Annotated in this window: 10 protein-coding genes; 6 read left to right on the top strand and 4 right to left on the bottom strand. The window is 66.4% G+C overall.

The annotated features are described in order from the left end of the window. The first annotated feature begins 131 nt into the window (after positions 1-131). The 6 genes from CJZ98_RS00355 (at position 132) to CJZ98_RS18095 (ending at position 6,369) form a co-directional block, all read left to right on the top strand. On the top strand, positions 132-497 hold the full coding sequence (locus tag CJZ98_RS00355) for a hypothetical protein (RefSeq protein WP_094587664.1): 366 nt from the start codon (positions 132-134) through the stop codon (positions 495-497). 195 nt (positions 498-692) lie between these two features. Continuing rightward, positions 693-2,600: an NAD(P)H-quinone oxidoreductase subunit F gene (locus CJZ98_RS00360; RefSeq protein ID WP_094587527.1), complete on the top strand. Its 1,908-nt coding sequence runs from the start codon at positions 693-695 to the stop codon at positions 2,598-2,600. Next, entirely contained in the window at positions 2,600-4,150 is a 1,551-nt protein-coding gene (locus tag CJZ98_RS00365; protein WP_094587528.1) for an NADH-quinone oxidoreductase subunit M, read from the top strand. Before CJZ98_RS00360 ends, CJZ98_RS00365 begins: the two co-directional genes overlap by 1 nt. Continuing rightward, entirely contained in the window at positions 4,147-5,457 is a 1,311-nt protein-coding gene (locus CJZ98_RS00370) for a CO2 hydration protein (RefSeq protein ID WP_094587529.1), read from the top strand. Before CJZ98_RS00365 ends, CJZ98_RS00370 begins: the two co-directional genes overlap by 4 nt. Positions 5,458-5,479: 22 nt before the next feature. Next, the gene (locus CJZ98_RS00375) at positions 5,480-5,881 is read left to right on the top strand and encodes a fasciclin domain-containing protein (RefSeq protein WP_094587530.1); all 402 of its coding nucleotides are present in this window, start codon (positions 5,480-5,482) and stop codon (positions 5,879-5,881) included. A 329-nt stretch (positions 5,882-6,210) separates the two neighbouring features. Further along, complete coding sequence (locus CJZ98_RS18095; protein ID WP_157910813.1) at positions 6,211-6,369, top strand: hypothetical protein; 159 nt, start codon at positions 6,211-6,213, stop codon at positions 6,367-6,369. A 90-nt stretch (positions 6,370-6,459) separates the two neighbouring features. Here the strand turns inward: CJZ98_RS18095 and CJZ98_RS00380 are convergent, their stop codons facing one another. The 4 genes from CJZ98_RS00380 to CJZ98_RS00395 form a co-directional block, all read right to left on the bottom strand. Further along, positions 6,460-7,050 (bottom strand): hypothetical protein, encoded by a 591-nt coding sequence (locus CJZ98_RS00380; RefSeq protein WP_157910814.1) that lies wholly within the window; start codon positions 7,048-7,050, stop codon positions 6,460-6,462. A 143-nt stretch (positions 7,051-7,193) separates the two neighbouring features. Beyond that, positions 7,194-10,016, bottom strand: a complete 2,823-nt coding sequence (locus tag CJZ98_RS00385; protein ID WP_232756062.1) for a cyclic nucleotide-binding domain-containing protein — start codon at positions 10,014-10,016, stop codon at positions 7,194-7,196. Next, entirely contained in the window at positions 9,994-10,836 is an 843-nt protein-coding gene (locus CJZ98_RS00390) for a nitrate ABC transporter ATP-binding protein (RefSeq protein ID WP_094587533.1), read from the bottom strand. Before CJZ98_RS00390 ends, CJZ98_RS00385 begins: the two co-directional genes overlap by 23 nt. Before the next feature lie 67 nt (positions 10,837-10,903). Next, the gene (locus tag CJZ98_RS00395; protein WP_094587534.1) at positions 10,904-12,895 is read right to left on the bottom strand and encodes an ABC transporter ATP-binding/substrate-binding protein; all 1,992 of its coding nucleotides are present in this window, start codon (positions 12,893-12,895) and stop codon (positions 10,904-10,906) included. Between the last annotated feature and the right edge of the window lie 24 nt (positions 12,896-12,919).

Below are 12,919 nucleotides of genomic sequence, written 5' to 3' on the forward strand. Positions count from 1 at the left end.
GTTCGCAGGGGGTACCGTCCGGCCACCCCCCAGCCCGAAGCTCCGTGGCCCCCAAGCGCGCTGCCTCCAACGGTTCCACCGTCGCCCAGCCCCTGCCGGGCAGCGCCGATCCCCAGGGCCTCGGGGCCTGGATCGCCGAGGCCGTGGGCCCCGGCGTGAAGGCCGAGCAGGCCCTGGCGCTGGTGGGGCTGGGCCTGATGCAGAAGCTGGCCGCCAGTGGTGAAGCGCCCTGGAGCTGGAGCGAGGCCGAGGATGGCGGCAGCTGCGATGTGGCCCAGCTGCGCCATCGCCTGGAGCTGATCGATCTGGCCCTGAAGACCGGCGCGCCCCTGAGCACCGCCGAGGTGACGTTCCTGCTGGGGGCCCGTCCCGGCGCCGCCCAGGTGGAACGGGGTGGTCTCAAGGCCCGCCGCCTCAGTCGCAACGTCTGGAAGCTGAGCCAGGCCAGCGAGTCCGACCGCGCCAGCGCGTTCAACGACGGGCGGCGGCGCTTCTGATCGGGGGGCGATAACCCTCCCTTAGCCCCCCGATAGGCAACGCCTTTCGCCCGCTTCACCCAACGGCCGTCTGCGGTTTCTACCGTTCGCAGCACGCCAGCGCCCTGACCCTTCCGGTGGCCTGCCCGCCAGGCTCCCACCGCCGGGGTCGTCGCTGCGTTCGAGCTCCGTTGACCTCCGTTGCTGACATCGCCGATGCCCATCGCCCTGTTGGAAACGGCCTGGCTGGTTCCCGTCTATCCACTGCTGGCCGCTGTGGCGTCGCTGGCCTGGTCGCCCGGTCTGATCTCCCGCACCGGCCCACGCCCGTGCGGGTACATGAACCTGCTGATGGTCTCGCTGGCCTTCGTGCACAGCGTGGTTGCTCTCATCGCCCTGCACACCAATGCCAGCGCCGGCGCCGAGGCCCTCTATCGCCCCGTGAGCTTCGGCTGGACCTGGCTGAGCACCGCCGGTCTGCGCATCGGCTTCGACGGCCTGATCACGGAACCGGCCCTGGTGGCCATGACCGTGATCACCGGACTTCACGTGCTGGTGCAGCTCTATTCGATTGCCTACCTGGAGATGGACTGGGGCTGGCCTCGGTTCTTCGGTTCGCTCAGCTTCTTCGAGGCTGGCCTCTGCGCCCTGGTGCTCACCGATTCGCTGTTCTTCAGCTACGTGATCCTCGAGCTGCTCACGTTCGGCACCTATCTGATCGTGGGCACCTGGTACAACCAGTCGCTGGTGGTCAAGGGCGCCCGTGATGCCTTCCTCACCAAGCGCATCGGCGACCTGATTCTGCTGGCTGGCCTGATTGCGCTTCTGCCCATCACCGGCACCTGGAACTTCCATGGTCTCCAGGCCTGGGCCGCCGATCAGGTCAACAACGGCCATCCCCTGCCCCAGTTCCTGCCCGTGATCCTGCTGGCCCTGATTGCCGGGCCCATGGGCAAGTGTGCCCAGATTCCCCTGCACCTCTGGCTCGATGAGGCGATGGAGAGCCCGCTTCCCTCCACCGTGCTGCGCAACTCGGTGGTGGTGGTGGGCGGCGCCTGGGTGCTGCTGCGGCTCGAGCCCCTGATCGAGCTGAGTCCGCTGGTGCAGGGCGTGCTGGTGATCGTGGGCGGGACCACCGCTGTGGTCGCCTCGCTGATCGCCCTGGCGCAGATCGATGTGAAGCGGGCGCTCTCCTTCCTCGTGAGCAGCTGGCTCGGCCTGCTGTTCGTGGCCGTGGGCCTGGGCGGAATCAGCGTCGCCGATCACCTGATGCTGGTGTATCCCCTGCCCATGGCGCTGATGCTGATGGCCATCGGCGCGATCGTGCTCACCAACATCACCCAGGACTTGACCCAGCTCGGCGGTCTCTGGAACAAGCGACCGCTCATGGGTCTGGCTTTTCTCACCGGCGCCGCCGGCCTGATGGCCCTGCCCCCCTTCGGCGGCTTTGCCGCCCTGCGCGAGCTGATGGAGCTCACCGCGGCCAGCTCCCATCCGCTGCTGCTCGGTGGCGTGGTGCTGCTCACCAATGCCCTGATCAGTGCCGGCCTGATCCGGGTGTTCGGCCTGATCTGGGGCGGTCGCCCCTCGGTGTTCACGGCCCGCTCCCCGGAAGTGCTGTGGCTGATGGCCCTGCCCACCTTCGTGCTGATGGGGTTGGTGCTGCATCAGCCCCAGCTGTTTGCGGTCAACGGCGTCTTCCCCCTCGCACCCCTGCCGGGCTGGGGACCCATGGCGGTGCCGCTGCTGTGCTCCACCCTCGTGGGGGGTGGGCTCTCGGCGATCTTCTACCTGCGCCCCCATCCGCTTGCCCATCTGCCCTCTGCCCTCGGTGGCCTCCAGGACTGGCTGGCCCACGACATGCAGACCGAGCGCTTCTACCACCGCACCGTGGTCTGGCTGGTGGTCTCCCTGGCCCGCCTGAGTGCCTGGTCCGATGACCGGCTGATCGATGGGTTCAGTGGCGCCTCCGGCGGCGCCGCCATGGCGGGCGCCCGTCGCCTCAGCCTCACCACCTCGGGCCGGTCCCAGGCCTATGCGCTGACCCTGATCCTCAGCGTGCTGCTGATGGCCGCCTGGCTCATCGCCTCCCCACCCACCGAACTCGTCCGCTCATTCCGCTGATGGGACCGACTCCACTCGCTCTGCTGCTGGTCCTGCCCCTGGTGGGAACCCTGGTTCTGACCCTTCTGCCGGCGGGGTTCAGCTCCGCTCGCATCCGCAGCGTTGCCGCGCTCCCCGCTGCCCTGCAGGTTCTGCTTGCCCTGATCTGCTGGCAGCATCCGCCGGCCGATCTGCAGCTGTCCTGGCTTCCGACCCTGGGCCTCAGCCTGGATCTGGGCCTCGATGGGCTCTCCCTGCCGCTCGTGCTGCTCTGCGGCCTGCTCACCAGCCTGGCCATCCTCTCGGCGCCAGCGGATCAGAACCGACCACGGCTCTTCTTCTCCCTGATGCTGCTCACGAACCTGGGCGTGATGGGGGCGTTCCTGGCCCGCAATGCCCTGCTGTTCCTGCTGGCCTTTGAGCTGGTGCTGATCCCGCTCACGCTGCTGATTGCCACCTGGGGAGGGGAGCGCCGCGCCGGAGCCGCCATTCGCTATCTGCTTTACAGCGCTGTTTCAGGGCTGTGCATGCTCGCCGCAGTGCTCGCCTTCGCCTGGTTCAACGCGGCAGGCCCTGGATTCGATTTTGCCGATCTCGCCTCCGCTGAGCTCACGCCCGAGGCCCAGCGCTGGATCCTGGCCCTGCTGCTCCTGGCCTTCGGGCTGAAGCTGCCCGTGGTGCCCCTGCATGGCTGGCAGCCCTTCACCTACGGCCAGGCCTCCACCCCCGTGGTGATCCTGCTCGCCGGTGTCGTCTCCAAGCTGGGGGCCTATGGCCTGCTGCGTTTCGGCGTCGGCTTCCTGCCGGAGGCCTGGACCGCCTGGTCGCCCTGGATCGCCGCCGCCGGCGCCATCAGCGCGGTGTACGGGGCGCTCAACGCCATCGCCCAGACCGACATCCGTCGGCTGATGGCCTTCAGCTCCCTGGGGCACATGGGGCTGCTCGTGTTGGCACTCGCCGCGGCCACGCCGCTCAGCCTGCAGGGGGCGATCGCCCAGATGCTGGCCCACGGCCTGATCGTGGCCCTGCTGTTCGCCTGCGTCGGTTTGATCGAGCGCAAGACCGGCACCACCTCCATCCCCGAACTTTCGGGTCTGATGAATCCGCTGCGGGGCCTGCCGTTCACCATGGGCATGCTGCTGCTGGCCCTGATGGCCGCCGCCGGCATTCCCGGCCTGGCCGGCTTCCCCGCCGAGCTCGTGGTGTTCGAGGGCAGCTGGACCGCCTTCCCGGTGGCCACGCTGATCAGCCTGATTGCCTCGGGCTTCACCGCCGTGTATGCCATTCGCCTCTTCAACCGCGTCGGTTTCGGTCGACTGGACAACACGCATGCCGACTGGGCCCACACCCTCTGGAGTGAGCGGGCTCCGGCGATGGTCCTGACCGTGCTTGTGATCGCGGCGGGTCTCTGGCCCACGGCCCTCACCGGTTGGAGTGAGGCTGAGACGGCCGGTCTGGCTGTTCGGGCTCAGCCCTTCCTGCTCGGGGCTTCCGGCCCGACCATCGCCCGCTCCAGTACCACCCTCGTTGCCGTCACCCTGCCTTCCGCTCCGGAGCTGCTGCCCTCATGACCCCTCCCACCGCCGCGGTCACCGAGACGGTCCGCCAGCCCCTGATCCCCCCCTCCACCCATCCCTATGCGGATGTGATCCATCGGCTTGAGGCGGGCGGCTCGATGCTTCCGGATACGCCGGAAAACCTGATGCAGATCATCGGCATCTACAAGGCCTATGCCGTGCCGATGGATTTCTACTGGCGCGATCTTCTCTATATCGCTGAGCGGGTTTTTCTCAATCCCCTGCCGGCGTTCAAGTACTTCATCAGCCAGGACTATCTCGATCTTCCCAACTCCTACGCCGGTGAGCAGTCGAAGCTGCGCATCTGGCGCGGCGGCGAGAAGGCCCATCCTGAATTGCTGGAGTTCATGGCCAAGGGCGAAACCGGCAAGCTGCCCAAGCTGCTGCATCACCTCTGGCATGACCGGATCAACATGGAGTTTGCCGAGGCCTGCATGCAGGCCATGCTCTGGCACCAGAACATGGGCGGTCGCTTCAATGATTACCTAGCCAGCGACGCCTACCGGGCCAATGCCGACCGGGCCATCAAGGCCTATTTCCGCGGCAACCCCTTGATGTTGGGGCTCTACCGCCTGTTCCCTGAGATGTTCATGGAGCAGGTGAAGCAGATGAGCTACTACGCCAACCTGGGCCTGTTCTGGGAGGTGATGGCGCCCGTTTTCTTTGAGATGAGCGATATCTACGATGAGGGTGGCTTCAAGGGTGTGCCCGATGCCATGGACTTCCTGGTGAATGGCATCTTCGCCGTTGCTGGACGACCGATCTATCACCACGTCTACATCAATGGTGAATGCATCGAGATCATTCCCAAGAGTGAGGGCTTCACCTGGCTCTATGAAGCGGCTCTGCCCTATGTGGAAGCCGTGTTCTATCGCACAGCTCCCTTCCGCGGCACCAAGAGCTACAACGCCCAGGCCTATCAGGTGCCTGCCGAGCAGGCCGACTTCCATTACGGCATCCTCTACGCCGATGTGTTCCCTGTGGGCTCTGCCGGCATCCCGCCCACCCTGCTGATGCAGGACATGCTCCATTTCCTGCCGCCCTATCTTGTGGATCTCTACAAGAATCACAAGCGCGGGGAGGCGGATCAGTTGATCCAGCTGGGTATTACCTTCCAGCGCTCGATGTACAACGTGACGTCGGCAGTGATCCAGGCCCTGCGCGGTGCCCTTCTGTATCCACTCGACGACACCGATCCCGAGCACCTGCTGGCCAACCGGCGCTTCTTCGAGGCCCAGATGGATCGTTTCCTGCGGCCGGAGGCCCGTCTGCCCCAGGTCCAGACCCAGGACTACCGCTGATTCCGCCGTTCCCTTCTATCCCATGGCCAACATCATCGAGACCGCCAAAGGTGCCGGTTGTTTCGGCACGCTTCTCACTGCGGTGGAGGTGGCCGGTCTCACCGGTGCCCTGGAGGGGCCTGGCCCGTTCACGGTGTTTGCCCCCGTGGACGACGCCTTTGCTGCCCTGCCACCGGGCACCGTGCAGACCCTGGTGGACAACCCTCCCCAGCTCGGTCGGATCCTCAAATTCCATGTGCTCAGCGGGGCCTACTCGCGTGAGGTGCTGGTGACCCAGCCGGAATGGGAGAGCCTGGAAGGCGCACCGGTGGCGATCCGCCGCGCCGATCCCTTCGAGGTGAAGAACGCCACCGTGGTGAGTGCCGACATCGTCTGCGACAACGGCATCGTTCACGTGATCGATCGGGTGATCCTGCCGGGTTGATTGCCGCCTTCAAGGGCTTCGGGGCTTCAGGAGTGGCTCGCCGACGTCTTCTCGTCGATCGAATAGCGGTTTATCACAAGCGACTTGTCATCCAGGGGATATGGGATTCCACGATTCCTGTATCTGCTTTCCGGGCTATACCAGTCCCCAGTCTTTGTGTGACAGCCCAGCTTGGGATGGGGCCCATGCGGATGGCTCCTCTTCAGGCTGGCCTTGTCACCCGTTCTGGATGGCTGTGATGCAAGCCTCCCGTTTTCTGGGTGCCGGCCGCCACGGCCCAGACCGCTGCAGGCCTCACCTCGGCCTAGGGGAAGACCTGCAAGCTGCGGGTGGTCGAGCAGTTTGATGTGCCCATGTCCGATGTCGCGGTGAAACTTGGTGCCACCGAGCCACAGGCCATGGATGATGGCAGCATTTCACTGGCTGACATCACAAAGAGTGGCCTCAGCTTCAATTGGAAGATCAGCGGCAAGCAGGTGGCGGGTTAGTGCAATGTCAATGGCAAAGGAACAATCACGGAGTTCAAGCAGGGCCTGAACTGATCGGGGTTGCCGCAGGCCCGTGACAAGCCCCCACGGTCAGTACTGATCGACCCGCACCGGTTTCAGCTGCCAGCTCGCCTCACCGGGCACCAGCTGGTAGCTGATCTGCCGGATGCCGCCGCTGGGCTTGGCGTTGGTGTCGCCCGGCCGGTAGATGGGGAACCGCCGCGCCAGGTTCCGTTCGATCACGGCGAAGCTGTCGTGCCCCTGGTAGCCCTGGGCGGCCTTGCCGCTCAGCTCCGGCAGGTTGATCGGCGTGATCGATGTGGAGCCTCGGTTCACCGCGTAGCCCACCAGCGAGCCGTGGCTGCCGCTGCCGGCGCTGGTCACAAACACGTAGAGCTCCGGCAGGCCGTTCGCGTCGAGGTCCGCCACCTCCACCCCGGTGACGCTCCCGAGGATCTCCTGCCGGATCGGGGCGATCGGCTTGCGGGTGCCGCTGGTTCTGATCGTGAGCTGGCGTCCTGAGCCTTCGCCCCGGCTGCTCACCGTGAAGGTGATTCCCTGCAGCGACACCCTGGTGGGCTGGCTGGGCGATTCCGCCCGCATCGGTGCGGCCCCGATCAACAGCCCTGCCGCCGCAGTGACAGCGAATCGGGAGCACTTCAGCGCCATGGGCCGGGTCATGGCCATCAACGGAGGCTCCCTCAACTGGAACTCTCTCCAGTGTTGTCGCCCATTGGGATGGGCGCCATGGCCGTACCCGAGCCGCAGGCCGGGGGCGGTAGGCCGTCAATCACCCCCAGCCCACGCCTGCGGTGTGCAGGCCCTCAGGATCTCTTCAAGCCCAGCTGAAGCAGCCGCTGCAGCTGGCGGCTTTCCAGCTCCATCACCCGGCGGGCCAGATCCGGATCCCGGTCCAGAACCGCGTCGAATGCATCCACGGGCAGCGCCAGCAGACGGGTTCGCTCCGCGTCCGCGACGATGGGTGAGTCGACGGTCCCATGGCTCAGCACCTCCAGCTCGTCGAGCACCTGTCCCGGCCTGAGTTCTTCCACCCAGACCCCGTCGGGCCCTTGCCGATGGATCGTGGCGGCACCCTCGATCAGCAGCAGCAGTTCACGGCACGTGTCGCCCGCGGCGGTGATCACCTCATCGCGGTGATAGCTGCGGATCTCGGCTTGCCTGGCCAGGGCCTCGAGGCTGTCGACCCAGGTGCGGCGGAAGAAGTCGCTCGTGGCGAGAAACACCCGTTTCTCCAGGTCTGGGTTGCCGGAGAGTTCTGGCGTCTGGTCGGGGTTCGCCAGCAGCCACTGGGCTGTGTTCACCGTCAGGTCGGCTCCACCGGTTGCCGCGATTTCCGCGGCCAGTGCCAGCCCCCGCTCGCGGTCCAGCCGGGTGATCAGGAACAGGGAGGAGGCCACCACGATGGCGTTGCCGTCGCGCACCAGGCCCTCCACGTGCCCAACGCTGCGGCTCAGGGGGACCGCGATGGAGCAGACGGCGGGCAGCGCACCAGGCTCCGAGAGCTGGCGGCGCACGTCGGGTGGCAGTTTTGCCGCCCAGTCGCCCTCTGCGAGCAGTTCCTGCAGGATCAGGGGCGAGGCCTGCTGGAGCGCGGCCACGAGGGGGGGCACCGCCGGATCCGCCTGCAGGGTCACCAGGCAATCCAGGATGGTGCGCAAGGCCAGCTCCTGGCGCTGGCGCAGGTGATCGCTCAGCAGGGCCAGCACCACCGGCGACTCCTGCAGGTTCGGCTGGTGCAGGCAGCGATAGGCGTCGATCAGTCCCGGCAGGCGCTGCAGCAGCACCTGGGCCTTCTGGGCCGCACTGGTGCTGGGGGAGAGGCCTCCGAGCACCATCGCCTCCTCCTGGGGCGAGATCGCAAACTCCCGCTGCAGGGCACGCCTGGCGACGGCGTCGTTGGTCTGCAGGGCCATCAGCCTTTCCAGGGAGCGGCGATAGCCACTGAGGCGGATCTGGTTCTCGAGGCTGCGTCGCTCGGCCGGATCGAGCAGGGCGGGATCCCCGACCCCCAGCTCCTCCAGCAGCTGCTGATGTTCGTCATCGCTGATGCCGAGTTCCCGCCGCATCTGCTGCAGCACCTCGAGGCTGCTGGCGGCATCGACATAGCCCTCCTCCAGCGCTTCGCGCACCACTCCCTTGTAGGCCTCGTGGCGCTTCTGGCGGCTGAAGCCCGGCAGAACCTTGGCCAGTACATACACCTCGTGGGTGTTCAGATCTCCCACGGAGCGCCCCTCGAGGTAATGGCTCAGATCGAGGCCCAGCTTGTCGAGCTGTTTGCGGAAGCGGCTCGACAGGCCTTCGCGGCTGTAGAGATCGGGGCTGCGCCGCCAGGCCTTCACCAGCCACAGGGTGCTGGTGGCCACGTTGGCCAGATCGAACAGGTATTGAACCCAGCCCGGCAGCAGCAGCAGGATCGGCCGGCCGCCGAACAGGAAGAACACGTTGAACACCAGCACCGTGGCCAGCACGAAGACCCGATGCCGCACCAGGGTTCTGGCCTGCTCCAGGCCCTGCCGATGGGCGTGATGGCGCCAGCGGTGCTCCAGCCAGCGCCCGACTCGCCAGCCGCCCCAGGTGAACAGGCCGAGGGTGATGGGAACCGCCACAAGCCGGGGAATGTTGATGGCCCGTCCAAACACATAGAACCCCGGACTCAGCAGCGTGCTGAGCTGATCGCTCTGGCGCGCCCAGAGGCCGGAGAAGTAGTAGTCCCAGTTGCCCGCGTAGAGGTAGTAGTAAACGAAGTAACCCACCACGAGGCCAACGTAGGCATAGCGCTCGAAGCTGAACTGGCGGGTTTCGAGTCTTGCCCAGTACATCCGCTCGGCATCGATGTCGATGCAGGGCTGCTGGCAGGCCACACAGGCACTCTGCTCCGTGCCATCCGGCCGCGTGCTGCGGCACATCGACTGGGTGATCGGCTGCGGGCTCAGATGGGCCTTGCTGCCCAGCAGGCCCGATGGCGTGGAGTAGATGCTCTGCACCGGTGCCATTGGGCAGAAGTACTGGCACCAGGCCTTGCCGCCATAGAGCCACCCCACCAGAACCGCCGCCGCGATCGTGAGCAGCAACCAGCTGGCCAGCAGCACGCGGTCGGCATTGAAGAACAGGATGCGCCCGCACAGGCCGATGAACAGCCAGCCGAACTGGATCTTGCCGTAGTGCTTCGCCAGCCACGAATCGGGCGGCACCTTGGCGATCTGGGTGCGGACCTGGCCTGTCTTGGCCTGCAGGCTGCGCAGTTGCCGCTGCAGGCCTAGGGCCCTGGGGATCTGGGAGAGAAACGACAGCGGACAGATGCGGCGCCAGAGCTCATGGCCGAACACCAGCAGGATGAAGATGGCCGCAGGCACCACGGCCCCCCAGAACAGGGTGGTGCCCAGGGGATAGGGCTGCTCCACCACGCAGGTTCCCTGCACGGAGACGCAGGTCTCCGGCAGACGGAACAGGCTCCAGGGGTGATCCCGTTGGGTCAGCTGGGGCGTCCAGGGGTCGTAGAGCAGGGAGCCCACGATCAGCAGCCAGCCCGTGGTGAGAAACCAGCGGATCGCGTGCATCCGCCGTTCCGGAACCGATGAAGCAACCCCCAGGGGCTGCCTGGCTTCAGCCGGCTTCGTCGTGGTCATGGGCAAAGCGGTTGTAGAGAAAGTCCAGGGCGCTGTTGCGCAGCTCGTAGTACCGCGGGTCCTCCATGATGTCCTCCCGGTTGCGGGGGCGTGGGAAGTCGATCGTCAGCACCTCGCCGATCGCCGCCGATGGTCCGTTGGTCATCATCACCAGGCGGTCGGCGAGAAACAGGGCCTCGTCGATGTCGTGGGTGATCATCAGCACCGTGCACTTCTGGGTGTTCCAGATCTTGAGCAGCTCCTCCTGCAGCTCTTCCTTGGTGATGGCATCCAGGGCCCCGAAGGGCTCGTCGAGGATCAGCACCTCCGGCCGGATCGCCAGGGCGCGGGCGATGGCCACCCGCTGCTTCATGCCGCCGGAGAGCTGGGTGATCAGCTTCTCAGCCGCCTGGGTGAGACCCACCAGCTCCAGATGCTCCATCACGATCTCACGCTTCTCCCGCTCCGCCAGCTGGGGCTTCACGGAGTCGATCGCCAGGTGCACGTTGTCGTAGGCACTGAGCCAGGGCAGCAGGGCATAGCCCTGGAACACCACCATGCGGTCGGGGCCCGGTCGCTGGATCGGCTGGCCCTTGAGCAGCACGCGACCGCTGGTGGGTTTGGCAAAGCCAGACACGGTATTGAGCAGGGTGCTCTTGCCGCAGCCGGAGTGGCCGATCAGGCAGACGAATTCGCCGGCCTGTACCTCCAGATTGACGTTCTCGAGCACCGGATAGGGCCCCTTGGGGGTGGGGTAGGCCATGCCCAGCTGCTCGAAGCGCAGCAGGGGGGCTCCCGCGGCGGCGGGGCTGGAACGGTCGGACCGGAGCGTGGAGGTCATGGCGGTGAGCGGTGGATGGACGGGGGAGGGAAACGGGTTCGGGACGCCGGTCAGGCCGGCGACGCGATCAGGTCGCCAGGATGCGGGGCACGCCGACCGGGATTTCGGCCACGCTGAAGTCCTGGTGGATGGAGAGGGTGTTGAGGTAGCTGATCGGGTCGTCGGCGTTGAAGGGCACGCCATCGAACAGCTCGATGCCGCCCCGTTGATACGACACATCGTCGAGGCCCAGCTCGCGGGCCGCCGTGCTGTAGACCCCCACCGAGCACACGCGCTCGAGGATCTCCACGTAGTTGCGCGGGAAAGGAATCTCGCTCCAGCGGGCCAGCTGGGTGAGGATCCAGAGGTGTTCACTACGGCTGGGACGGTTCACCCCGGGGCCGAAGAAGAGGGTGTGGGCGGTGCCGTGGGGATTGTCCCGGTCGCCATCCGGCACACCGAAACGGATCAGCTCCTGCTTCATGCCCAGGTAGCGCCGATCGCTGAGCAGCGCACTGAGTTCGTCCCAGTGGGCGGGATCGGCGCAGTAGCGGCACGCCTCAAGCAGCGCCTTGGTCAGGGCGATGTGGGTGTTGGGGTAGGCCAGGGCCCAGTCTTCGCGCACGCCGAGCACCTTGCCGGGGTGGCCGTCCCAGATCTCGATATCGCCCACGATCGGGAAGCCGTGGCCTTCCCGTTCGGCCCGGTAGTTCCAGGGCTCGCCGATGCAGTAGCCATCGATCGAGCCGTCCTTGAGGTCGGCCAGCATCTGGGCCGGCGGAATGGTCTGCAGATGCACGTCGCGGTCGGGGTCGATCGCGTTCGAGGCCAGCCAGTAGCGCAGCAGCAGGTTGTGCATCGAGGCCGGATGCACGATGCCGAGGGTGTGCGACTCCCGATTGGTGCGCAGCAGGTAGTCGCGGTAGTCGGCCACACTGCTCACGCCCTGCTCGGCGAGCCGGCTGGCCAGGGTGATGCCGTTGCCGTTGCGGCTCAGGGTGAGGGCCGTCACGATCGGCGTTGGATCGCCGCCGTGGCCACCGGCCGTCATCCAGGTGGGCATGCCGGAGGGCATCAGCCCCGCATCGAGGGTGCGGTCGAGCAGGCCGTCGGTGATGCCGCGCCAGCTGGTTTCCCGCACCAGGTGCACCTCATCGAGGCCGTGTTTGGCGAAGAAGCCCTTGGCTTCGGCCACCGCCAGCGGCGCGCAGGCTGCCAGGGGGATGAAGCCCAGATCGAGGTTCACCTTCTCCAGGCCATGGCGGGCCAGCACCTTGTGGGGCTTGGCCTGCCACTGCTTCACCCGCTTCTGGCGGTTGAGGAAGTAGATGATCTCCGAGCGCAGGCTGTAGTAGCTCGGGTGGTGCACCACCTCCAGGCGCTGGCGCGGCCGGGGGATGTCTACCTCCAGGATGCCGCCGATCTTCGAGCCAGGCCCGTTGGTGAGCATCACGATGCGGTCCGAGAGCAGCACGGCCTCGTCCACGTCGTGGGTCACCATCACCGCGGTGAGCTCGTGCTCGTTGCAGATCTGCATCAGCTTCTCCTGCAGATTGCCCCGGGTAAGGGCATCGAGGGCCCCGAACGGCTCGTCGAGAAGCAGCAGCTTGGGCTTGATCGCCAGGGCGCGGGCGATGGCCACCCGCTGGCGCATGCCACCCGAGAGTTGCAGGGGTGGCTTGTCGGCCGCATGGGCCAGTCCCACCATGGCGATGTGCTCCTCCACCACGGCGTTGCGCTCGGCTGCGGAGAGATCCGGCATCACCTCGTCCACGGCCAGGGCGATGTTTTCGCGCACCGTGAGCCAGGGCAGCAGGGAGTAGTTCTGGAACACCACCATCTTGTCGGGCCCCGGCCGCTTCACGGTTTCCCCATCCAGGAGAACCGTGCCGCCGGTCGGTAGATCCAGCCCGGCGATCATGTTGAGCAGGGTGCTCTTGCCGCAGCCGGAGTGGCCGATCAGGGAGATGAACTCCCCCTTGCGAATCTCGAGATCAATGCCCTTGAGGGCCAGATAATTGCCTCCCCCCTGCAGGGGGAAGTCCTTGGCAACGTCCTGAACAGCGACCAGTGTTGTCATGGCGTGATTGGGGGGTGTGGATGG

The organism is Vulcanococcus limneticus LL (genome assembly GCF_002252705.1).
Classification (GTDB): Bacteria; Cyanobacteriota; Cyanobacteriia; order PCC-6307; family Cyanobiaceae; genus Vulcanococcus; species Vulcanococcus limneticus.